The organism is Methanoculleus sp. UBA430 (assembly GCF_002506585.1).
Taxonomy (GTDB): domain Archaea; phylum Halobacteriota; class Methanomicrobia; order Methanomicrobiales; family Methanoculleaceae; genus Methanoculleus.
Map to the genome: position 1 here is coordinate 330,931 of NZ_DAXW01000003.1, position 20,290 is coordinate 351,220.

The 20,290-nt window shown below is 63.9% G+C and carries 25 protein-coding genes; 8 read left to right on the plus strand and 17 right to left on the minus strand.

Features of this window, described 5'->3' with window-relative positions:
- Window positions 1-234 precede the first annotated feature (234 nt).
- The gene (locus BRA49_RS03395) at window positions 235-630 is read left to right on the plus strand and encodes an ArsR/SmtB family transcription factor (RefSeq protein ID WP_292383446.1); all 396 of its coding nucleotides are present in this window, start codon (window positions 235-237) and stop codon (window positions 628-630) included.
- 10 nt (window positions 631-640) lie between these two features.
- On the opposite strand, the gene pdxT is transcribed toward BRA49_RS03395, so the two are convergent.
- The 9 genes from pdxT to BRA49_RS03440 form a co-directional block, all read right to left on the minus strand.
- A complete protein-coding gene (gene pdxT / locus BRA49_RS03400; RefSeq protein WP_292383448.1) occupies window positions 641-1,219 on the minus strand; it encodes a pyridoxal 5'-phosphate synthase glutaminase subunit PdxT in 579 nt (192 codons plus the stop codon).
- A complete protein-coding gene (pdxS, locus tag BRA49_RS03405) occupies window positions 1,209-2,105 on the minus strand; it encodes a pyridoxal 5'-phosphate synthase lyase subunit PdxS (protein WP_292383450.1) in 897 nt (298 codons plus the stop codon). Before pdxS ends, pdxT begins: the two co-directional genes overlap by 11 nt.
- 5 nt (window positions 2,106-2,110) lie before the next feature.
- On the minus strand, window positions 2,111-3,031 hold the full coding sequence (cbiB, locus tag BRA49_RS03410) for an adenosylcobinamide-phosphate synthase CbiB (protein WP_292383451.1): 921 nt from the start codon (window positions 3,029-3,031) through the stop codon (window positions 2,111-2,113).
- Window positions 3,010-3,537, minus strand: coding sequence for a DUF7524 family protein (locus BRA49_RS03415; protein WP_292383453.1), 528 nt, complete (start codon window positions 3,535-3,537; stop codon window positions 3,010-3,012). Before BRA49_RS03415 ends, cbiB begins: the two co-directional genes overlap by 22 nt.
- An 8-nt stretch (window positions 3,538-3,545) precedes the next feature.
- Window positions 3,546-3,731, minus strand: coding sequence for a methytransferase partner Trm112 (locus BRA49_RS03420; RefSeq protein ID WP_292383455.1), 186 nt, complete (start codon window positions 3,729-3,731; stop codon window positions 3,546-3,548).
- The gene (locus BRA49_RS03425) at window positions 3,728-4,738 is read right to left on the minus strand and encodes an adenylosuccinate synthetase (protein ID WP_292383457.1); all 1,011 of its coding nucleotides are present in this window, start codon (window positions 4,736-4,738) and stop codon (window positions 3,728-3,730) included. The genes BRA49_RS03420 and BRA49_RS03425 overlap by 4 nt, the downstream gene beginning before the upstream one ends.
- Window positions 4,739-5,412: 674 nt before the next feature.
- A complete protein-coding gene (locus BRA49_RS03430; protein WP_292383459.1) occupies window positions 5,413-6,573 on the minus strand; it encodes an aminotransferase class I/II-fold pyridoxal phosphate-dependent enzyme in 1,161 nt (386 codons plus the stop codon).
- Between the two features lie 10 nt (window positions 6,574-6,583).
- On the minus strand, window positions 6,584-7,075 hold the full coding sequence (locus tag BRA49_RS03435) for an Lrp/AsnC family transcriptional regulator (RefSeq protein ID WP_292383460.1): 492 nt from the start codon (window positions 7,073-7,075) through the stop codon (window positions 6,584-6,586).
- A gap of 4 nt (window positions 7,076-7,079) precedes the next feature.
- On the minus strand, window positions 7,080-8,363 hold the full coding sequence (locus BRA49_RS03440) for an ORC1-type DNA replication protein (RefSeq protein WP_292383463.1): 1,284 nt from the start codon (window positions 8,361-8,363) through the stop codon (window positions 7,080-7,082).
- 186 nt (window positions 8,364-8,549) lie between these two features.
- Between BRA49_RS03440 and BRA49_RS03445 the strand changes: the two genes are divergently transcribed.
- Window positions 8,550-8,861 carry a hypothetical protein gene (locus BRA49_RS03445; RefSeq protein ID WP_292383466.1) on the plus strand — a complete coding sequence of 104 codons (312 nt, stop codon included), beginning with the start codon at window positions 8,550-8,552 and terminating at the stop codon, window positions 8,859-8,861.
- Window positions 8,862-9,333: 472 nt separating this feature from the next.
- Complete coding sequence (locus BRA49_RS03450; protein WP_292383469.1) at window positions 9,334-9,831, plus strand: MogA/MoaB family molybdenum cofactor biosynthesis protein; 498 nt, start codon at window positions 9,334-9,336, stop codon at window positions 9,829-9,831.
- Here the strand turns inward: BRA49_RS03450 and cgi121 are convergent.
- The 6 genes from cgi121 to BRA49_RS03480 all read right to left on the minus strand — a co-directional run bounded on the left by cgi121 (window position 9,822) and on the right by BRA49_RS03480 (window position 15,949).
- A complete protein-coding gene (cgi121, locus tag BRA49_RS03455; RefSeq protein ID WP_292383471.1) occupies window positions 9,822-10,340 on the minus strand; it encodes a KEOPS complex subunit Cgi121 in 519 nt (172 codons plus the stop codon). The genes BRA49_RS03450 and cgi121 overlap by 10 nt on opposite strands.
- Before the next feature lie 8 nt (window positions 10,341-10,348).
- Window positions 10,349-12,487, minus strand: coding sequence for an ATP-dependent DNA helicase (locus BRA49_RS03460; protein WP_292383473.1), 2,139 nt, complete (start codon window positions 12,485-12,487; stop codon window positions 10,349-10,351).
- A gap of 83 nt (window positions 12,488-12,570) precedes the next feature.
- Window positions 12,571-13,113: a KH domain-containing protein gene (locus BRA49_RS03465; RefSeq protein WP_292383476.1), complete on the minus strand. Its 543-nt coding sequence runs from the start codon at window positions 13,111-13,113 to the stop codon at window positions 12,571-12,573.
- A 24-nt stretch (window positions 13,114-13,137) separates the two neighbouring features.
- A complete protein-coding gene (locus BRA49_RS03470) occupies window positions 13,138-13,914 on the minus strand; it encodes a serine protein kinase RIO (protein ID WP_292383478.1) in 777 nt (258 codons plus the stop codon).
- A 7-nt stretch (window positions 13,915-13,921) separates the two neighbouring features.
- Window positions 13,922-14,869 carry a tyrosine--tRNA ligase gene (locus tag BRA49_RS03475; protein ID WP_292383481.1) on the minus strand — a complete coding sequence of 316 codons (948 nt, stop codon included), beginning with the start codon at window positions 14,867-14,869 and terminating at the stop codon, window positions 13,922-13,924.
- Window positions 14,870-14,923: 54 nt separating this feature from the next.
- Window positions 14,924-15,949: a type II glyceraldehyde-3-phosphate dehydrogenase gene (locus tag BRA49_RS03480; protein ID WP_292383484.1), complete on the minus strand. Its 1,026-nt coding sequence runs from the start codon at window positions 15,947-15,949 to the stop codon at window positions 14,924-14,926.
- Between the two features lie 268 nt (window positions 15,950-16,217).
- Here BRA49_RS03480 and BRA49_RS03485 point away from each other — a divergent pair, with 268 nt between their 5' ends.
- A complete protein-coding gene (locus BRA49_RS03485) occupies window positions 16,218-16,787 on the plus strand; it encodes a GNAT family N-acetyltransferase (RefSeq protein ID WP_292383487.1) in 570 nt (189 codons plus the stop codon).
- Entirely contained in the window at window positions 16,784-17,371 is a 588-nt protein-coding gene (locus BRA49_RS03490; protein ID WP_292383490.1) for a GNAT family N-acetyltransferase, read from the plus strand. Before BRA49_RS03485 ends, BRA49_RS03490 begins: the two co-directional genes overlap by 4 nt.
- A gap of 191 nt (window positions 17,372-17,562) precedes the next feature.
- On the opposite strand, the gene BRA49_RS03495 is transcribed toward BRA49_RS03490, so the two are convergent.
- Window positions 17,563-17,772 (minus strand): hypothetical protein, encoded by a 210-nt coding sequence (locus tag BRA49_RS03495; RefSeq protein ID WP_292383492.1) that lies wholly within the window; start codon window positions 17,770-17,772, stop codon window positions 17,563-17,565.
- Window positions 17,773-17,854: 82 nt separating this feature from the next.
- Window positions 17,855-18,136: a DUF5661 family protein gene (locus BRA49_RS03500; RefSeq protein WP_292383495.1), complete on the minus strand. Its 282-nt coding sequence runs from the start codon at window positions 18,134-18,136 to the stop codon at window positions 17,855-17,857.
- 582 nt (window positions 18,137-18,718) lie between these two features.
- On the opposite strand from BRA49_RS03500, the gene BRA49_RS03505 reads away from it, so the two are divergent.
- The 3 genes from BRA49_RS03505 (at window position 18,719) to BRA49_RS03515 (ending at window position 20,285) form a co-directional block, all read left to right on the plus strand.
- On the plus strand, window positions 18,719-18,931 hold the full coding sequence (locus BRA49_RS03505) for a KTSC domain-containing protein (RefSeq protein WP_292383498.1): 213 nt from the start codon (window positions 18,719-18,721) through the stop codon (window positions 18,929-18,931).
- A 65-nt stretch (window positions 18,932-18,996) separates the two neighbouring features.
- Window positions 18,997-19,236 (plus strand): KTSC domain-containing protein, encoded by a 240-nt coding sequence (locus BRA49_RS03510; protein WP_292383501.1) that lies wholly within the window; start codon window positions 18,997-18,999, stop codon window positions 19,234-19,236.
- A 122-nt stretch (window positions 19,237-19,358) separates the two neighbouring features.
- Window positions 19,359-20,285, plus strand: a complete 927-nt coding sequence (locus BRA49_RS03515; RefSeq protein ID WP_292383504.1) for an ROK family protein — start codon at window positions 19,359-19,361, stop codon at window positions 20,283-20,285.
- Window positions 20,286-20,290 lie beyond the last annotated feature (5 nt).

Genomic DNA, 20,290 nt, shown 5'->3' on the forward strand with positions numbered 1-20,290 from the left:
CCCCGGCGAGCGCCAACGGGTGCGCATCGCTGATGATGACCCGCTCCGGCCTTCTCCCCCACGGTCAGGATGCTCCGTACGACCCTGCTGCCGCCGATGGAACCGATGCTCATAGTGCCCATGCTTTTTTCTCCTCTGCTGTTGAACGGTTAGTTCGTACGCCGTGTGAGAGCAGCGAAAGGTTATAGATGTTTTCATTTCAGATTCTTTTGAAATATCGAGTGTGATGTCCCGATGGCAGAAGACAAAAAATACCAGGATGCATCCCTGCCCCTCCCTCCTGACGTCGAGGAGTCGCTCTGCCGGTGCGGGGGCATCGCAGGGCTGACGGGGCAGTTGCCGGGAGACGATCTCCTGAAAAGAGAGAGTGCTCTTTTTCGCGCACTCGCCGACCCCCTCCGCCTCAAGATCCTCGCCATGCTCGCGGTGCAGCCGCTCTGTGTCTGTGTCATCAAGGCGGTGCTCGGGATAGCGGACTCGAAGCTCTCCTACCACCTCTCCGTCCTGAAGAAGATGGGACTGATCGCCGGCGAGGCGCAGGGAAACTGGATCATCTACCGGCTGACCGCCGATGGCACCGCCTGGACAAGACAGGTGATAGGCGACGCCGGGAGTCGAAAAAACAGGTGAATCCCGGATCCTATATGCCGAGACCCTCTAAGAAGGTCCGGTGCAGGCGGAGATCTCCGCCAAGCTCCGGGTGGAAGGCGAACGCCATGTGCCGGCCGTGCCGGACGACGACGATCCCCTCCGGTATGCGGGCGAGCACCTCGACGCCGCTCCCGATCTCCGTCGCCACCGGGGCCCGGATGAAGACCGCGCGGAAAGGGTCGGCAAGGCCCGCGATGTTGAGAGACGTTTCACGGGAGTCGACCTGCCGCCCGAAGGCGTTCCTCGCTACATGCATCGGGATGAGACCCAGGGTCCGCACCCGTGGATCGTCCACCCGGTCAGCCACGAGGACCATCCCGGCGCAGGTCGCAAATATCCCGCCCTCGAACCCGGCAAGCGGCTCATAAAGCCCGTTTTTCCCGATCAGCCGGGAGATGGTGGTGGACTCGCCGCCCGGTATCGCGAGGGCGTCGAGGTCCCCGAGGTCCGCCGCGTGCCGGACGGGGACGACCGTTGAACCCGGCCGGTCTGCGAGCGCCTCACGGAACGCCGTAATATGCTCGGCGACGTCGCCCTGGAGCGCGAGAACGCCGATCTTAACGCCCACGGGTCTGCAACACCTCGTCTTCCCGGAGCATGTGGACATCCAGGCCCTTCATCGCCTCGCCGAGACCCTTGCTCACCTCGGCGACGATCTTCGGGTCATCGTAGTGGTTTACTGCCTCCACGATCGCCCGGGCGGTCGCCTCGGGGTTCGATGACTTGAAGATCCCCGACCCGACAAAGACGCCGTCGGCCCCGAGCTGCATCATCAGGGCCGCGTCGGCGGGCGTCGCGATCCCGCCGGCGGAGAAGTTCACCACCGGGAGGCGGCCACGCTGTGCGCACTCGATGACGAGTGCTGCCGGCGCCTCGATATCGCGCGCCCGGTCGACGAGCTCCTGGTTGTCCATCCCCGAGAGAGCCCGGATCCCGCCCATGATCGCCCGCATGTGACGGACCGCCTCCACGACGTTGCCGGTCCCGGCCTCGCCCTTCGTCCGGATCATCGCCGCGCCCTCGTCGATACGGCGCAGCGCCTCGCCGAGGTTCCGGGCGCCGCAGACGAACGGGACGGAAAACCGGGTCTTATCGATATGGAACTGCTCGTCGGCCGGGGTCAGCACCTCGCTCTCGTCGACCATATCCACGCCGAGGGCTTCCAGGATCTGCGCCTCGACGAAGTGGCCGATCCGGGCCTTCCCCATCACCGGGATGGAGACCGCGTCGATGATCTCGACGATCTTCTGCGGGTCGGCCATGCGGGCCACGCCCCCGGCCGCTCTGATATCGGCAGGGACTCTCTCAAGCGCCATGACAGCGACGGCACCGGCCTCTTCGGCGAGCTCGGCCTGCTCTGCGTTGACCACGTCCATGATGACGCCGCCCTTCTGCATCGACGCAAAGCCGCGCTTGATCAGCTCGGTGCCAAATCTCAGTTCCTCGAGTTTCATTACTTCTATGTATAGTTCATGGACCCCAATAAAAATAGTGCGGCGATCTCGGCGAGGGCGAAGATGACCGTCGCCGCCCGGACTGCAGCGACGATATCGGCGCCCCCCTCCGCAAGCGTCCGCCCCGGGGCCCCGATAGTGTAGACGCCGGGCTTCTCGAGACGCACCCCGACGCCGCCGGCGATGACGGCCATCGGGATCCCGCCGTTGAACCCGGGGCGCTTCCTGCTATCCCGGCGAAGCGCGGCGTAGGCCGGGGCGAACCGGCCCTTCGCCGCAAAGTAGGTGAGGAGGATAAGACCGGTGATCCGGGCCGGAATAAAGTTCAGGACGTCGTCGACGCGTGCCGGGAACCACCCGATCCGGAGCCGTTCGTCCCGGTAGCCGAGCATCGCGTCCATCGTGTTGACCGCCCGGAAGACGGCGGCCCCGGCGAGGCCGAAGAGCCCGAAGTAGAAGAGCGGCGATATGATGCTGTCCACCAGGTTCTCAGTCATCGACTCGTAGGCGGCCGAGAGGACGTGCTCGCCCTCGAGATGCGCGGTATCCCGGCTCACCATCATCCCGACCGTCGAGCGGCCCGCGTCGATGCTGCCGGTCTCAAGCGCCCGGACCACGGCGGCGGCATGTTCCTCGAGCGCCCGCCAGGCCAGGCAGGCCTTGAGGAGGAAGGGCGCGAGGAGGAGGTAGAGGTACCAGGGGGCCGCGAACTCTGCGAGCGCAAAAGGAGCGGCAAAGAGGGCCACGGTCGCGAGGGTTCCCACGACCCCGATCGACCGCTGGATGCCGGCCGGGTAGCGGGACGGGACCCCCCACCACCCGATGAACCGGCCGAGGACCGCCACCGGGTGATACCGGGAGTGCGGGTCCCCGACCAGGCGATCCACCAGCAGCGACGCGGCGACTACGACCGCTGCCGCAACCATGCAAGGAGAACCCCGATGAGCAGCGCCGCAAACGCAGCGGCGTTTACGAGATCGACCCGGAATACGAGCCAGAGCGCGTAGAGGACCAGGGCAGCGGCGACGGGGGCGAGGACGGCGACGGGGGGCAGCGGCGGGAGCGGTAGTGCCGGGACCGCCATGCCGGCGGAGGCCGGTTCCGCCGGTCCGGGCTCCGGGGCTTTGCGCTCCCTGACGACGACCCGGAACTGCGCTTTTCTCGCGCCGTATCCCGCAATGACCTCCACGGTGAAGATCCCCGGGTAGGCGTCCTCCCGGATCGGGATGCGGAACTCCTCGCTCTCGCCCACGTAGAGGTTCTCGTGGAAGAAGCCGGTGAAGGGCGAGGAGTTGGAGGAGGCGAGGGTGATATGGAGCGGCGAGCCATGGTTGACGATCCTGAGAACAAGATCGCTCCCTGCCGCCGCCTCAACCTCTTGCGGGACCTCGATGGCGTTGATCCCCCGGCGGTTGAGATGAATCTCCGACATCGGCCGGGTCAGTCCTCGCAGGCGGTCCGCGGGAGGAGGTTCGGGATGCCTTCGCTGATGGGGTAGTCGACGCAGCATGCCGCGCACCGGAGAGTACCCTCCAACACCTCATCGTCGCTCTCCTCCGTCACCGTGAGGACGAGGTCGCCCTTGCAGACGGGGCAGCAGAGGATCTCCATGAGGCTTTTTCTCATAAATCCCCCCGGAGATCGATGATCTGGGACATCTCGGGACCGGTCGAGATCAGGGTGACGGGTTTGCCGATATCCTTCTCGGCCTGCGCGATGAAGTCCTTCGCCTTCTTGCTCAACTGGCCGTAGTCCGTCGCGCCGAAGCAGGCCGGGTCGATCCGGTCAATCCCGGTGATCGCCGCCTGGGTGCAGCCGTTGATCATCGCCGAATAGCGGGCCATCTTCCCGTCCCAGGTGCCGATACGGCGCTGGCGGTGGGTGACGGTGCCGAACTCCTCGATACCGAGCTCGTGCGACCGCTCCATCGTCATCTCGGTGGAGAACGGGCCTTCCCCGACCCGGGTCGGGTAGGCCTTGAAGACGACGATGACATCGTCAATCCGGGTCGGGCCGACGCCGTTGTCCGCGGCGATCTGCGAGGCGGAGGTATCCTTGCTGGTCACGAACGGATAGGTCCCGAAGTAGAGCGAGATCCCGAAACCCTGGGTCCCCTCGAGGAGGACCGTCTCACCCTTATCCAGGGCGCTGTTGACGTCCTGTGCTACATCGGTGATGAAGTCCGCAAGTTCCGGGACGTCTTTTGCCTGCCGGGACGTCCGGAGGACGCGGTCTGAATTTGCCGGACCGCACCCGGTCCCGGTGCTCCCGATCTTCTCCCTGAGGTGCCGGCTTGCCCTGTCCCGGGCGATATGCTCTTCTTCGATGACACCGCACCGCCCATCGACAAAGGTCCTGTCCCGGACACCGAGCAGGTCGACCTCGTGCAGGAAGACCCGGGGATCGACGAGCACGCCGCTCCCGATCATGAGGGCCGACTCCGGGTAGACGAATCCCGAGGGGACCATCCTGACACCATACTCTTTCTCCCCGATACAGACGGTGTGTCCCGCGTTCGGACCAACGCCGCCCCGGGAGATGATGGATGGTCTGTCCTGGTGAGCGATGTGGGCCACGATCTTTCCCTTCCCTTCGTCACCAAAGAATCCGCCGACGATAATAGTACAACTCATTGTTCTATCATGTAGGATGGAGCGATACTTGATGATAAACGTTACAATGTGATACCGGGAGGGGAGGCAACCCCTCTCCCGGCAATCGGGCTCCATGGGGTTCCGGACTGACCGCAGGGGAACTCAGGAAGACGGGATCACGATACGGGGCAATGAAAAGCACCTTCTGCGGCCGGACGGGATCCCGGCATGCGCGGGTGCTGGAGAGGCGTCTCCGGCGTTGCGTCGCGAAACGCGCATATCCCGGGTGCCCGGAAGTGAGAAGCCATTGTATATTAATTTTCGTGGCCGCAGATCGTCCCCGGTCCGGTTACCGTCGGGATCCGAACCCCTTCATTTCCACTGGAAACTTCATCTCCTGTACATTCCCGGCCATTGCATCGAGTTTTCCCCGGATACGACGTACTGATCTGTAGCCGGATCTTTTCCCCGGAGCGCGGATGCGAACCCGCGGATCTGCCCGGGGTTCAGGGGACGGGATGCGTATGCCGGTAGGGGTGTGATCGGATCCCGGGGCACCCGGAAACCCTGAATAAATCCACATCTCCAGTGGAAATAAAGGGGTTCTCCGTCCGTCATTCTCCCGTCGGACACAGAACTGTAGACCGCTTATGCAGAAGAACCGGTTAAAAAAAGTTTTGATCTGATTTTCGGGGATGTCTGGAGAGATTCTTTTATTTGACCGAGTCCAGGAAGGCCCCTATACGGGAGATCGCCTCCTTGAGATCGTCCCGCGAAACCGCGTAGGCGCACCGCACGTGCCCCGCACCGGACGGCCCGAGGACGCTCCCGGGGACGACCGCCACGTGCTGCTCGCGGAGGAGGGACTCTGCAAACTCGGTATCGGTCATGCCGGTGCTCTCCACCGACGGGAAGGCGTAGAACGCGCCCTTCGGGAGGTGGCAGGCAAGACCGAGTTTGTTCAATCCGTCGACGAAGAGGTTCCGCCGGAGCCGGTACTCCCGGACCATGGCGTCCTTCTCGGCTTCCCCGATCCGGAGCGCCTCGTAGGCCGCGATCTGCCCCATGACCGGGGCGCAGAGCGCGACGTACTGGTGGATCTTCAAGGCCGCCGCGGTGATCTCGGGCGGTGCGCAGAGGTAGCCGATCCGCCACCCGGTCATGGCGAAGGCCTTGGAGAACCCATTGAGGGTGATCGTCCGCTCGCGGAGCTCCGGGAGCCTCGCCGGCGAGAAGTGGTCGCCGTCGTAGGTGAGCTCGCCGTAGACCTCGTCGCTGATGAGGAGGAGGTCGTGGTCGACCAGGAGATCGGCGATAGCGCGCCAGTCCGCCTCCTGCATCACCCCGCCGGTGGGGTTGTTCGGGAAGTTTGCAATCAGGGCCTTTGTCTTTCGGGTGATGGACTCCGCGAGCGCATCGGCCGTCAGCCGGAACTCGTCATCCGCGCGGCAGCGGACGGGGACCGGGACGCCGCCGGCAAGCGAGACGCAGGGCGTGTAGGAGACGTAGCAGGGCTCGGCGACCAGCACCTCGTCGCCCGGGTCCGTGACGGCCCGGATGGCGATATCGGCGGCTTCCGAGACGCCGCAGGTGACGATGATCTCGTCTTCGGCATCGTAGCGGGTGCGAAACCGGGTATCGAGGTAGCGGCTGATGGCGCCCCGGAGCTGGGGCGTCCCCTTGTTCGAGGTGTAGGCGGTCGATCCCTGCTCGATGGAGTAGATAGACGCTTCGCAGACGCACCAGGGGGTCACGAAATCCGGTTCGCCGACACCCAGGGATATGACGTCCTCCATGGTCTGGGCGATATCGAAGAACTTCCGGATACCCGAAGGGGGTATGGCACGGGCCCGTGCCGAGACGAAATCTCTCACGCTCCTCACCTCAGAACGAGTAGGGGAGACGCTCGACACCCTCGCGCTCGGCGAAGGTGGTGCCGTTCTCCTTGTAGGTCTTCATGATGATATGCGTCGCCGTCTCCCGTATCCGGTCCATCGGAGCGATCTGCTCGGAGACGAACCGGGCGATCTCGTGCATGCTCGGCCCGGCCACCAGGAGCTGGAGGTCGTAGGCCCCGGTCATCAGCCGGAGCGACCGGACCTGCGGGAACCGGGCGATCCGCTCTGCTATCCGGTCATAGCCGAAGTCCCGCTCGGGCGAGACTTTGAGCTCGATCACCGCAGCGACGTTGCCGTTGCCGGCCTGCTCCCAGTCGACGACCGCCCCGTAGCGGCGGATGGCGCCGGTCGCTTCCAGCCGGCCTATCCGGTTGTGTACATCCTGCTCGCTCATCTCGGCCAGCACCGCGAGTTCTTTTTCCGGGGTGCGGCAGTTCTCCTCCAGGAGATGGAGGAGGATACGGTCCTTCTCGTCCATAGTTTCACCTGAACATTGCTTTTAAGCGATTGGTGTCGAGTTGCTTCAGCCTCTCATCGTCGAGCCTCGGGTCGCGCGTCACGACCTCCTCGATCTTGCTCGTCGTCGCGTCGAACCACATCTCCTTCGTCCGGCCGTAGCGGCCCCGCGAGACGACCCGGGTGTTGATGACGCCGAGCATGTTGAGTTCGGAGATGAGGTCCGTGATCCGGCGGTGCGTCAGGACGTCGAGGTCGATGATCCGGGCAATCTCCCGGTAGACCACCGTGACCTCCCCGCTCGTGAAGATCCGTTTGCCCATCTGCTCGAGGATCAGCATCGCGTAGAGGACCGCCTTGCTCTGCGTCGGGAGAGTGGAGATGCACTCCACCATGCTGTCGGTCTCGATCTTCTCCTGGGCCATCCGGACATGCTTCTCGCCCACGCCCGTAGCGTTCTCACGGTCCGCGAGTTCGCCCGAGACCCGGAGGAGGTCGAGCGCTCGCCGGGCATCGCCGTGCTCCTGTGCCGCAAGCGCCGCACATAGCGGGATGACCGTCTCGGTGAGTGCCCCTTCGACAAACGCCATCTCGGCCCTCTGCTGGAGGATATCGCAGAGCTGCGGGGCGTTGTAGGGGGGGAAGACGATCTCCTCTTCGGAGAGCGAGGAGAGGACCCGGGGGTCCAGGAAGTCGGTGAACCGGAGGTCGTTTGAGATCCCGATGATGCTGACCTTGGCGAACTTCAGGTCGGAGTTGATCCGGGTGAGGTTGTAGAGGGTGTCGTCGCCGCTCTTCTTGACGAGTTTATCGATCTCGTCGAGGATGATGACCATGACCCCGCCGCTGCTCTCGAGCTGGTTCTTGAGCTCCATGTAGACCTGGTCGGTCGGCCACCCGGTCATCGGGATGTGGTTCCTCGTGCTGTCGCTCGGGTGCTGGTCGGCGTCGTCGAGGCAGTTCGCGATCTGGGCGAGGACCCGGTACTGGGTATCGATCACCTCGCAGTTGAGGTGGACGATCCTGCACTTTGTCCCGGCAAGGGCGCTTGCGTTCTCAAGTTCCGTTCCAACATACCGAACCGAGGCTGTCTTCCCGGTCCCGGTCTTGCCGTAGATGAGAATGTTTGACGGGGTCTCGTTCGTGAGGGCGGGCGCAAGGATGGAAGCGAGTTCGTCGATCTGCGGTTTCCGGTGAGGAAGAATCTGGGGACGATAGCTGTGGCGCAGCACTTCCCTGTTCTTGAATATACGCCTATTGGTAAGGTATTTCTTGAATAGTCCCATTGGATTGGTTTTATCGTCCGACATGATGTCACCGGAGGGGGTTGCCCGGACAGAAAATTTTCGTGCCAAGGACCCTTAAACTGATCGCTTTCGAGACAGATAACCCCTTCGTTTCCAGTGGAACGAAGATATGGTTGTCGCCTGGTGGGGTACGAGAGGGATCTGGTCGACTGGGAGGAGGAGAGAACGGGAGGAGAATGAACCCTCCGGGTGAACCTGGGGGATGGAGATGGGATCGGGAAGAACCTTCTGGTGAATGTGCGCAGAGGGAAGAGGGGATCACCCCCACCCCTTTATTTCGACTGGAACGTGATGATGATACGGTGGTATCATTTCATCAAAGTGATGATGATAGTCATGTGTACCTCTGCAACTCAAGATATAAAGTTTTATCGTAACAAGAGAGGAACAAGGGAAGAAAGAGCGGAACGAGAGAAGAAAGAGAGAAAAACAAAAACCGAAGAGAAACAAGGAGACAGAGAGAGGAAAAAGGATGGATACAGGAAAACAAGGGGAGACTAAGAGGAAAATAGTAAAACCGAGAAGGAGAGCGGAAACAAAAGAAACGCGATGAACCCGGAAGAAACCCGGAGAAGAAAGGAGGAACCGGGACAGGTGCACCGAACCAGGAAGAAACCCGGAGAAGAAAGGAGGAACCGGGACAGGTGCACCGAACCAGGAAGAAATCAGGGTCATCACCTTCCCGGTTTACGATCAGTGATCCTGGGGGACCCCGGTCTCGCACCCCGATCCCCGTCGGGCAGCCGGAAAGAACAAAGCCTGTCATCGCTCCGGATCCCTGTCAATCATTTCCAATGAACCTGGTTCGATCGGCCGGGGTCCGGGTCGTTCTCCTTCCTGTTCCCTTCCTCTTCTGCTGTTCTCTCCCCTGCCCCCTCATAGTTCCAGTCGAAACAAAGGGGTCGGGGATCGAATTTGCAACGTGGGGATACAAAGAAGTCGAATGCACGGTACAAGGGTACTGGCAGATTTTATGGAGAGCAACCATTTTAAACCCCTCGTTGTGACCGGTGCCGTCATCACCGTCTCCTCGAGCCGGAGACCCGGGACCGATACCAGTGGGAAGACACTCATCGACCTCCTCTCAGCCGCCGGTATCGAGGTGACCCACTATGCCGTCATCCCCGATGATCTCGAGCGGATCCGGTCCGAGGTCCATACAGCTGTTTCGCGTGCAACCTGCGTCATCGTCACCGGGGGCACCGGGCTCACCCCCGACGACGTGACGATCGAGGCGGTCGCGCCGCTGCTGGAGAAGACGATCGACGGGTTCGGGGAGCTCTTCCGCCTCAAAAGTTACGAGGAGATCGGGACCTCCGCTATCCTTTCGCGGGCGATCGCCGGCGTCATCGCCGGCCGGGCGGTCTTCTGCATCCCCGGCTCCACAAAGGCAGTCACGCTTGCCGCACGGGAGATTATCATCCCCGAGATCCGGCACATCCTGACCCACGCCGGGGCGGGTCAGCGGTAGACGTCGAGGAGCGCCACCCGCTCGAGGACCAGGTCGCGGAATCGGTCCTCGCCGACGACTGCAATCTCTTCGGGCGTGATCTCGAAGAGGTCCGCGAGGCGCGCCCGCTTCGCAGGATCGATCGCCTCCCCCCAATCCCCGTCGACGAACGCCACGAGACCGGCAAGCCGGTCCCGGACGCCCGGCACCGGGGGACAGACGGCGATATATGAACGATTCTCTCCCGGATGGATCCCGAAGGACGCGGCCACCTGGCACTGCCGGGTCCCCGCGGCGTAGAGGAGCGCCTCCATCTCGATCGAGTTTGCGATCGCCTCGCCGCCGGCCCATGACCGTCGGGCGTGCCGGAGCGCCGCCTCAACATGGGCGCGCCCTGCAAGGCGGTCGGCGTCAAAGAGGATGATGTGGGTCCTGCACTCATCGGCGATCTTGCGGACCTTTTTCAGGAAATCGACATTCTCATCGACTGCGAAGACCGCCTGGTAGATATCGCACGCTGCTTCTCTCATTGTACCGTTCACCCGAACCGGGAGAGGGTCGACTGCTCCTGGCTGACCTCCCCGATCTCGTCCCGCTTCCCCTCGAGCTGCTCGAATATCTGTGCGGCGATCCCCTGCCCGAGGATCTTTCCGACCTTCTCCGGCCCGGCCGCGAGGAGCGCCTCGATCGACCCGAGGTTGTTGTCGAAGAGCCGGCGCGCCCGGACCCGGCCGATCCCGCGGAGCCTGATGAGGGGCAGGAGTTCCTTCTTGATGCCGTGCTTGGCCCGGAGCTCCATCTCCTCGATAGGGCCCGCGAGGTGCGGCGCGAAGAGACCGGCGAGGTGCCGGCTCGCGTGGACCAGCCAGGCGACGCTCTCCACCATACCGTAGACGTCCCCCGGCCCGACGTTGTAGCGCTCGCAGATAACGTCCTCCCCGAGCTCATCGGCCCAGTCGGCGAGGAGGAGCGCGGTCTTGAGGCTCCGGTCGAACCCCTCGCCGGCGTCCCAGGGGATCTCCATCCAGAGGTCGTTTCGGTGGTCGGCGAGGAACCGGTCGAGGAGGTACATGTCGTCCCGCCGCACGAAGAGTGTCGGCATATCGGGCGTCGAGCAGAGGAGGTGGAGGAGCCCGATGTCCGTATACTCTTTCTGGCCGATCATCGCCTTCACGATCACCTCGGCGCTCCGGGGATCGATGTAGAGCCGCGAGACGAGTGACCCGTACTCGGTGGGCTCAAGCCACTCCCCCACCTCGGTGATCATCTCGGCTTCGCGGAGGAACTCAAGCGCCCGCTGGACCGCGCGCTTGAGCGCGAACGGGCTCTCGCCCTGGTGGGCATAGAACGTCCCGTCCATGAACCCGAGCACCTCGCCCGTCTCGCGGGCGAACCCCGTCGCGATGAGGGAGAGGATGTGGGTGCAGAGGACCGCCTCGTCCGCGCACCGACTCCGGACATCTTCTGCCGCCGCCTCGATGTAGCAGGCGAAGAGCTCGTCGACCATCTCCTCGGACTTCGCGATCAGGACCGCCTCGCCGTAAGGGTCGAGATGCGGCCGCCCGGCCCGCCCGGCCATCTGCCGGTACTCCCTGACCGGGATCGGGAGCATCCCCTCACCGGCGCTGAACCGGAGGTAGTCGCGGACGATCACCCGCCGGGCGGGGAGGTTCAAGCCCGCCGCGAGGGTCGGGGTCGAGGCGATCGCCTTGATGTGCCCTTCGCGGAACCCCGCTTCGACGATCCGCCGCTCCTCCCGCGCGAGCCCCGCGTGGTGGAACGCCGCGCCCTGCGCGACGCAGGCGGCAAGGGTCCTGCCCATGCCGGTCGCGGCGTTCGACCGGAGCTTATCGGCGTAGCCGGCGAGGACCGGGTTTGCGATCTTCAGCCCGGATGCCGCGCGTTTTGCGAACGCCTCGGCGTTCTTCCGTGAGCTGACAAAGACCAGGCACTGTCCCCCTTCCGCGACCGTGTCGAGGACGAGGTCCAGATCCTCGTACTTGCTCCGGCGCTCGACCTCGCGGTCGCGGTCGGCAAACCGGATGCCGTCCTGGAAAAAGACGCCCTCCCGGAGGTCGACCGGCCGCCAGTCGCTCTCGACGAGTTCGGCGTCGAGCCACCCGGCGAGGTCCCGTGGGTTCCCAATGGTCGCCGAGAGGGCGATGATCTGGATCTCCGGGTTCTTGTGGCGGAGCTTCGCGATCACCATCTCGAGCGTCGCCCCCCTCGAGGGGTCGTCGATCAGGTGAACCTCGTCGAGGACGAGGAGGCTGATCTCCGAAAGCCACGGCGTCCGGTTCCGGAGGAGCGAGTCGACCTTCTCGCTCGTCGCGACGATGATATCGTTCCTCCCCAGGTAGTCGTCCCGCCGGTCGAAGTCGCCGGTGGCGATACCGACGCGGAGCCCCTTCCCCGAGAACTCCTCGAACTTCTCGCTCGCGAGCGCCCGCAGGGGGACGATGTAGAGGCACTTACCCCCCCGCTTCACCTGGTGGTGCATCGCCATCTCGGCGACCAGGGTCTTGCCGCTCGCGGTCGGGATGGCGATGAGAAGATTCTTCCCCGCGAAAAGCCCTGCTTCGACGCAGGCCGCCTGCGGCGGGTAGAGCTCCGTGATCCCGGACCGGGCGTAGCCGGCCGCGAGATCCGGCGGGATCGGCAGACCGGCTATCTCCATGTACACCCCTTCATTTCCACTGCAAACCGCATTGTATGTGTATCGTCATAGTCGTGGACGGGGGGCGGTGTGCCCCCGCCGGATCACGAGTAGTACTCCAGCATTGACTGCTTGGCTTCCTTCTTCTTCCGGTCGAGGAACCCGTAGACGTGTTCGTGGGGCACGCCCTGGACCAGCATCTCCACCGCTTTCCTCGCGGTATCGACCTGGTCCGGGAGGCCGATGATCGCGACGGTCTTCCCGTGGACCGATATCTCCGTGCTGGTCAGATCCTCGATCTGGCCGCGTGATGTCCCTGCCTTCCCGATGATCCGGCCCCGGAGCCGCTCGAGCTGCCGGGTCGTATCTGCGAGGTCGGAGAGGTTGATGATATCAAGCATCATGTCCTCGTCATCGAGGAGCCGGAACGCACGTTCCGGCGAGAACCCGCGGTTGATCGCCTGGACAACGTTCTGCGCCGTGATGACGGCGACGGGGTCCTCCCCCTCGATCGTCACCAGTCCCTCCTCGCTGTCGATCAGGAGCGTTATCCCGGTCTTCTCCTCGATATCTCGCTTTGTGGAACCGCTCTTGCCGATGAGTACACCGATCCTGGCTGTTGAAACTTTCATCTCCTGTGTGGTCATGATTACATTCCTTCTCCCCGGTCTTCAGATCTCCCGGCGTCCGGTCCCGACGATCGCTCTGACGATCTCCTGCTCCTCGGGCACATCACAGTGGTGGGAGAAATATCTGTTGAGGTTCTTTATGTCCCGGACCAGGAACGCGGATGCCCGCGGGTGATCCAGGGTGACCGCCTGTCCCATATCGATCAGGTATGGTTTCTCGTGGTAGAGGATATTGTATTCGGAGAGATCGGCATGGACCAGGCGCGCTTCCTGGTAGAGCCGCTTGATGTAATCGAGAATATCGCGGTATACCGCCCCGTAATCCTCGACCGCGGCGTTCCGGAGCTGCGGGTAGGGTACCTCGTCCTGGCCCAGGAACCCCATCAGGAGGATGTTCCGGTCGAACGCGAGCGGTTCGGGGACCGGGATCTGCGCCTCGTGCGCCCGGGCGAGGTTGCTGTACTCCTTCTTCGTCCAGGCGAAGATGAGGGCCTTGCGTGTCCCCCGGACGCTCGAGAACCGGCGGTCCCCTGCCAGGTACTCGTTCATCGCCTTGAAGTTCGCCGTCTGGATCCGGTAGATCTTGATGGCGAGCCCCTGACCGTCGCGCTCGCCGTAGAAGACGTTCGCCTCTTTCCCGGTGCTGATCGGGCCGCCGATCGCCGTGAGCAGCTTCTTGTGGACGAGCTTGTAGAGGGCCATGAGGGTGACCTCGTCAAAGACATCGTCCCGTACCTTCACCGTATTGGCGTCCTTGAGCCTGACGCCCATCGCCTCGATCTCGCGATCGAACTGTTTATACTCTTCTTCGCGGCCCACGGCCGGATCACCTGCTGCAGACGTAGTCGTGTACGGGGGCGAGGATATCGATGAGGTGGGCGGCGGCCGCGTTCTTCAGGTCCAGGGGATGGATCTCGCCCGCGGCGTAGGCCCGCTCGAGGTCCTCGTAGGCGGCGAACTCCCGGTCCCCGCCGAACTTCGCGGGTCGCCGGATGACGACCGTCCCGGCCCGGGGGAAGACGTGGTACTGCAGGATCTGGAGCACCGGGTTATTCTCGACCTCGGGCGGGCAGAAAGCCTTCTTCATCTTCTGGTTGATATCCTCTTCGGAGTCGGCGACCGATATGACGTTGCCTGCCGATGACGACATCTTCTTCCCGTCGAGGCCGTTGATGATCGGCGTGTGGATGCAGACCGGCGCCGGATACCCGATTGCGGGGAGGTGTTCCCGCGCGAGCATGTGAATCTTTCGCTGATCGATCCCGCCGACGGCGGCGTCCACGTTGAGGGTCATGATATCGACCATCTGCATGATCGGATAGACCATCTGCGAGACCGTCGGGTTGTCCATCTGCCGCCCGACCTCGTCCATGCTCCTCTTCGCCCGGTTGAGGGTGATCGCCTGGGAGAGTGTGAGGACGGCGAGCTCGTACTCCGGCGTGAGCTGCACATCCGAGCCGAGGACGTAGTTTGCGCCGACCAGGCCGAGCCCCTCGAAGCAGCGCTGGTTGTACTCGGCAGTCTCCCGGATCTCTTCCATCGTGCCTTTGCGGTTTAAGAACGCATGGAGGTCCGCGATGAGCACGGTCACCTCAAACCCCGCCTGCTGCAGGTCCATCAGCTTGTTCACCGTCACCATGTGGCCGAGGTGGATCTCCCCGCTCGGCTCGTAGCCGGTGTAGACCCGCCTGACCGGACGGTCGATGAGCGCACGCAGTTCCTCGTCGGTGACGACCTCTACGGTATTTCGCGTCACCAGTTCGTACGGATCCATTGAAAAGAGTGGGTTTGCCGGGGAGTTAATGCTTCTTCCTCCCCCGCTCTCCGTTCACCCGATGGCGACGAGACCGAGCGCTTCGTTGGTCATCCGGATGGATTCCTCAGGGTCCTTCACCGTCCCCATCAGGGCGCGGATGCAGTCGATGTTCTCGGGGATGACGTCGGCCTCCTGGTGGATGGCCTGGAAGCAGTAGAACTCCTTCCCGTCGAGGATCGAGACCGAATCCTCAAAGACACCGTTCTCCCAGAGATCCGTCCTCGGCCGGCCGAGGTCCTGGGTATACTCCCGGAGCTCGGCGTTGCTCTTGATCCCGGTGGCCTTGCGAACGAGGCCGATGCGGTTGTGCCCCTCAAAGACCTTCAGGACCGCGTCGCGGGTGGTCTCCTTCTTTAACTCCATCTGGATCGAGTGCATGTGCATGAAGGTCGTCGGGACGATCATCGCGAGGGTGACGATGTTGATGTGCGGGAGGACGGTCTTGACGTCGGGGCCGTGGTGGCTCGGGATCGTGACCGGGTTGAGGACGATGGCGTCGATCGGTCCCCGCTTCACGTCGCTCGGGTCTGCTCCGCGCCGGACCATCACCGCCCGGACCCGCTCGACGCCGAAGGCCTGGTCCAGGGCGTGGATGATCCGGACGAGCCCGGTGCTGTTGCACGAGACGACCCGGGCAAACTGCTTTCCTGCGGCCTCGTTGTAGTTCGCGTGGGCGTTGAAGGAGAACCCGGCGACTTCGTGCCCCTCGCCGCCCTGCCAGATTGCCTTTTTGCCGAGGCGCTCATAGAGCGGTTTGTTCTTCTCCCCGACGCCGCCGGGGGTGGCGTCCACGACGATGTCGGCGGCCTTGAGCATTGCCTCGACGTCGCCGGCGACCTCAAGCCCGGCTTTCTCAAATGCAGACTTCTTTGCGAGGTCCGCGATGTAGAGGGGGTATCCGCGCTCTTTCGCGATGTACGCCTCTGCCGAGACGCTCGTTTTTGAGACCCCTACGACTTCCATGTCGGGCTGTGCGGCGACCGCATCGGCGACTCGTTTGCCGATGGTGCCGTACCCGTTGATCGCGACTTTGATCATGTATGATGGAATACAGAACAAAAATTAATAAAGGTTGCTGGTTTGCGAATATAACTGATATCACGCACCCTTATCATAAAGTGGCTATTCTAATTGCGTGTAATTGCGAATGGACCCTAAAAACCTGTCAGATCGGATCTCAAGGTATAAGCCGGAACGGTTTCGTACAGGGAGGGGGCGGCTTTTCCCGGGGCCTTCCTCCCGCTCTCTCCTGCGAGGCCGGACAGCGCGAGAGAATTTATATCCGGTGGTGCTATTGAGCATATTCATGGAACGACAGCCAATCCTCGCAACCGGCCGCCTGCTCCTGCGGCCGTTCGACCTTGCAGACGCTCATACGGTGCAGCGGCTCTGCGGAGATTATGCTGTGGCCGCGGCAACCCTCCTTCCCTACCCGTACCCGGACGGCCTCGCCGAGATCTGGATCGCCTCCCTCCGCGAGGGTATCGAGCGCGGCGACGCCGCGGCCTTCGCCGTCACGCTCGCGGGGGAAGGCAGCCTCATCGGCGGCGTCCGCCTCCGGATCGAGACGGAGCACGCCCGTGGGGAGCTCGGGTTCTGGGTCGCGCGATCCTGCTGGGGCCGGGGGTACGCCACCGAGGCGGTCCGGGCGGTGATCGCGTACGGGTTCTCCGCCCTCGGGCTGCACCGGATCCACGCCATCCACTTCTCCCGCAACCCGGCCTCAGGCCGGGTGATGGAGAAGTGCGGGATGCTTCACGAAGGTCGTTTCCGGGGACACGTCCGAAAATGGGGTATTTACGAGGATGTCGATCTCTGGGGAATCCTCCGGGAGCCCGCCTTCCGCCCCCTGTCGCCGCCGGGACCGTCCGCATGATCGGACAACCCGTCCTCGCAACCGGCCGCCTGCTCCTGCGGCCGTTCACCCTCGCCGACGCCGCGGAGGTGCAGCGGCTCGCCGGCGACTACGCGATCGCGTCCTCCACTCTCAGTATCCCTTACCCCTACCCTGACGGAGCGGCGGAGGCGTGGATTGCCACTCACCGGCCCGGGTTTGAGAAGGGGATGCACGTCGTCTACGCCGTCACCCGCCCCGATGACGGGACTCTCGTGGGCGCGGCCGGCCTCGTGGAGATCGATCGCCGCCACGGGCGGGCCGAACTCGGCTACTGGGTGGGAAGGCCATACCAGGGCCGGGGGTATGCCACCGAGGCGGCCCGGGCGGTGATCGAGTATGGGTTCTCCGTCCTCGAGCTGCACCGGGTCTATGCCCTGCACCTCTCCCGCAACCCGGCCTCAGGCCGGGTGATGGAGAAGTGCGGGATGGTGTATGAGGCGCACCTCCGGGAGCATGGCCGGAAGTGGGGCATCTTCGAGGACCTCGACGTCAGGGGGATCCTCCACGACGAATGGCGGGAGCGATGCACGGCCCCGGCGATCCGGGAGTGCCGGGTGGGTTGAACCGGCCGGTTCAACCCTTCAACCCCAATCGTACCGGGAATTTATCACACCTCCGACCGACGGAGTAACGGGGAGTGTGGATGGGGTTTTCCCCCCACTCTGTTATCGCCCCCGCCGAAGGCGTCCGCCCGTGCTTCATTTGACCTCCACCGGACAGCGAGCCGGGCGGCTACCCGTGCGGCGCCAGGAACCTACTTCCTGACGAAGACGGCGTAGCCCCGGTGCCCGCCCTCGTGGGCGGTCGGAAGGACGAGGACGTCATTTCCCCGGTGCTGCAACTGCCGGGCGTAGGAACTCGCGGCGTGCTGGCTCTCGTAGAGCCGATCGGCGTAGTATTCCACCTCGTCGACGACCCGCCGCTGCCGTACCTTGATCCACTCTGTCTGCGAGCGCCGTTCCATACCTTATGGTTGCAATGGTCGGGCAAAATAGTTGCCGCGCCTCCCTCCCGGTCCCGCCGGGCCCGTGGCGACGGTAGCCGCCTCAGCCCTGCGCCTGTTGTTCCGCCCAGTAGGCCTCGGCCTCTTCCTCCATCGCCTCGAGTCGGTCGTAGTAGTCCGGGAACTCGTTCAGGTGCGCAAGCGCAATCTTTGCCGTCGTGAAGAGGTCGTCGTCGGTGACGTTCGTCACCGGGTCGCGGAGACCGTGCTCGAGCTCCACGACCATGCCGCGCCGGAACTGTTCGACGTCGAACTCTTTCCAGGTGATGCCGAGGTGATCGCCCATCGCTTTTGCTTCGTCCCGGGTCACTTCTTTGCGTGCCATACCGTATCCTCGAAGGAGGGGTGGTGTTTAGAGGTTATGAGCCTGTCGACGTTCCGGTGCGGGCAGGTCGAAACGTCCTTCTTCTGGCAGGGGGAGTACGCTGAGAGGAGATAGCGACCGCAATAGGCCGGTTGACAGCGGCCCCGGCAGCAATATTCCCGGCTGCATTCAGAGCGGCGTTCTCGGTATGCCCGCACGCGAGGCAGCAGAACGCTGCCTGACCCGGGCGGTTGCCGGGGGAACCCGCAGGCACTGCACTGCTGGCTCGTATACAGCTGGTGGAACGCCCACCTGTGATGTCGTTCGGGCTGGCCATGTCTAACCGTGGTCCGCAGGAGGATGCCCGTGAGGTCTTTGAGAGCAATCCCTCGCTTCGTGCCTTCTGCCGCGTAAACGATTCTCTTGCTGACGACGTGGTTGGTATCGGTCTTAAACCGGCGCTCTCGGCCGCAGTCTCCGCTTGGCCGACCTGGTGCCCGTCTTCTGGGGTCTGTGCAAGACCTCCGGACAACGGGTTCCCCCGTGATCGCGGACGATCATCGCCCACAACTCTTATCCCCCACGACTTCCCTACCCCCGCCCATGCAACGCCAGGCCGTTGAGTCCACCAATATCAAGTCCATCGGCTACGACGAAGAAGACGAGATCCTGGAGGTCGAGTTTCACAGCGGTGGCGTCTACCACTACGTCGGGGTGCCGGCCTCCGTCTACGAGGGACTGCTCACCGCCCGGTCGAAGGGCCGGTACTTCGGGGACTTCATCAGGCTGCGCTACCCCTACGAGAAGGTCCGGTGATCGGTCCGGCCCCCGGCGGCACCCCGCCGCAACCGCTATCATCCCTGCCCGCCACACCCGGCCGCATGTCTCAGAACTCAACCGGGGGTGCCGGCGGCATCAGATCCGTCGGCTACGACCCGACCACAAAGGCGCTCCTCGTCATCTGCGAGAGCGGGAACGCCTACCGCTACGCCGGGATCTCAAAAGAGGTTCACGAAGGCCTTCTTGCGGCCCCGTCCCGCGAGCAGTTCCTCCGCGAGTCGATCCAGGGCAGGTACCCGCGGGAGAAGTATCCCTGCATGGCGGTGGGGGAGGACGTCTAGCCGGGAATGCGCTCATGCAAGAACCTCCCGTCTGTCCCGGGACTCGCCTGACGCTCGAACCGGCAGGCGTAGATTTATGCCCGCAGTCCGCGTAATTCGAGGAGAGCAAGAGGTGCGACCTGATGACGACCGTGATTGCCGTTGACCTCGGCGCGACCAACCTCCGCGCGGCCCTGGTAGGCTCCGACGCGACCGTACTGTCCCATTCCACCGTTCCAACGCCGACCGCGGGGTCCTCCGGGGAGGTGATCACCGCCGCGATCGTCGCCCGGATAGAGGCCCTCCTCGCCTTGCCGGAGGGGAGGGAAGTCACGGCGATCGGCGTCGCGGCGGCCGGCCCCCTGGACCTCGGCCGCGGATGGGTCACGAACTCCCCGAACATCGTCTTCCCGGTCGTGGAGATCACCGGCCCGCTTGCCGAGCGGTTCGATCTCCCGGTCGCCCTGATCAACGACGCCCGGGCCGGCGTCCTCGGCGAGCGGTGGGCGGGCGCCGCCCGCGGCTCCGATAACGTCGTCTACATCACCCTCTCCACCGGCATCGGCGGCGGTGCGGTGGTGAACGGTCGTCTCCTCCTCGGGATGGACGGGAACGCCGGGGAGATCGGGCACATTCCCGTCGATGCCCGCTACAATCTCACCTGCGGGTGCGGCTATAAGGGTCACTGGGAGGCCTGCGCCTCGGCAAAGAACATCCCTGCGTTCTTTGCGGCCTGGCGGGCGGAGGCGGACGTCCGGGACGTCGCCTTCGACGCCTCCTCGACCCGGGCGATCTTTGCGGCGGCGCGGGAGGAGGACCCGGTCGCCCTCGCCTTCATGGAGGCGCTCGGGGAGATGAACGCCCGGGGAGTCTCGACGGTCATCGTCGCCTACAATCCCGAGGTCGTCGTGCTCGACGGGCCGCTCGCCCGCTACTACGGGGATATCGTGATCCGGTATATGGAACCCTATATCGACCGCTACCTCGCCCTCCCCCGGATCGTCGTCTCCAATCTCGCCGGACAGGCGCCGCTCCTCGGGGCTGGGGCGTACGCGCTGGAGGTGCGGTGAGGGAA

Bases quoted from the DNA above. Each gene is read 5' to 3' on its own strand.
- cgi121 (WP_292383471.1), bottom strand. From the start codon at position 10,340: ATGAGAGAAGCAGCGTGCGATATCTACCAGGCGGTCTTCGCAGTCGAT.
- BRA49_RS03505 (WP_292383498.1), top strand. From the start codon at position 18,719: ATGCAACGCCAGGCCGTTGAGTCCACCAATATCAAGTCCATCGGCTAC.
- BRA49_RS03395 (WP_292383446.1), top strand. From the start codon at position 235: ATGGCAGAAGACAAAAAATACCAGGATGCATCCCTGCCCCTCCCTCCT.
- BRA49_RS03485 (WP_292383487.1), top strand. From the start codon at position 16,218: ATGGAACGACAGCCAATCCTCGCAACCGGCCGCCTGCTCCTGCGGCCG.
- BRA49_RS03495 (WP_292383492.1), bottom strand. From the start codon at position 17,772: ATGGAACGGCGCTCGCAGACAGAGTGGATCAAGGTACGGCAGCGGCGG.
- pdxS (WP_292383450.1), bottom strand. From the start codon at position 2,105: ATGAAACTCGAGGAACTGAGATTTGGCACCGAGCTGATCAAGCGCGGC.
- BRA49_RS03460 (WP_292383473.1), bottom strand. From the start codon at position 12,487: ATGGAGATAGCCGGTCTGCCGATCCCGCCGGATCTCGCGGCCGGCTAC.
- BRA49_RS03515 (WP_292383504.1), top strand. From the start codon at position 19,359: ATGACGACCGTGATTGCCGTTGACCTCGGCGCGACCAACCTCCGCGCG.
- BRA49_RS03415 (WP_292383453.1), bottom strand. From the start codon at position 3,537: ATGTCGGAGATTCATCTCAACCGCCGGGGGATCAACGCCATCGAGGTC.
- BRA49_RS03490 (WP_292383490.1), top strand. From the start codon at position 16,784: ATGATCGGACAACCCGTCCTCGCAACCGGCCGCCTGCTCCTGCGGCCG.
- cbiB (WP_292383451.1), bottom strand. From the start codon at position 3,031: ATGGTTGCGGCAGCGGTCGTAGTCGCCGCGTCGCTGCTGGTGGATCGC.
- BRA49_RS03510 (WP_292383501.1), top strand. From the start codon at position 18,997: ATGTCTCAGAACTCAACCGGGGGTGCCGGCGGCATCAGATCCGTCGGC.
- BRA49_RS03440 (WP_292383463.1), bottom strand. From the start codon at position 8,363: ATGTCGGACGATAAAACCAATCCAATGGGACTATTCAAGAAATACCTT.
- BRA49_RS03450 (WP_292383469.1), top strand. From the start codon at position 9,334: ATGGAGAGCAACCATTTTAAACCCCTCGTTGTGACCGGTGCCGTCATC.
- BRA49_RS03420 (WP_292383455.1), bottom strand. From the start codon at position 3,731: ATGAGAAAAAGCCTCATGGAGATCCTCTGCTGCCCCGTCTGCAAGGGC.
- BRA49_RS03465 (WP_292383476.1), bottom strand. From the start codon at position 13,113: ATGACCACACAGGAGATGAAAGTTTCAACAGCCAGGATCGGTGTACTC.
- BRA49_RS03425 (WP_292383457.1), bottom strand. From the start codon at position 4,738: ATGAGTTGTACTATTATCGTCGGCGGATTCTTTGGTGACGAAGGGAAG.
- BRA49_RS03475 (WP_292383481.1), bottom strand. From the start codon at position 14,869: ATGGATCCGTACGAACTGGTGACGCGAAATACCGTAGAGGTCGTCACC.
- BRA49_RS03500 (WP_292383495.1), bottom strand. From the start codon at position 18,136: ATGGCACGCAAAGAAGTGACCCGGGACGAAGCAAAAGCGATGGGCGAT.
- BRA49_RS03480 (WP_292383484.1), bottom strand. From the start codon at position 15,949: ATGATCAAAGTCGCGATCAACGGGTACGGCACCATCGGCAAACGAGTC.
- BRA49_RS03435 (WP_292383460.1), bottom strand. From the start codon at position 7,075: ATGGACGAGAAGGACCGTATCCTCCTCCATCTCCTGGAGGAGAACTGC.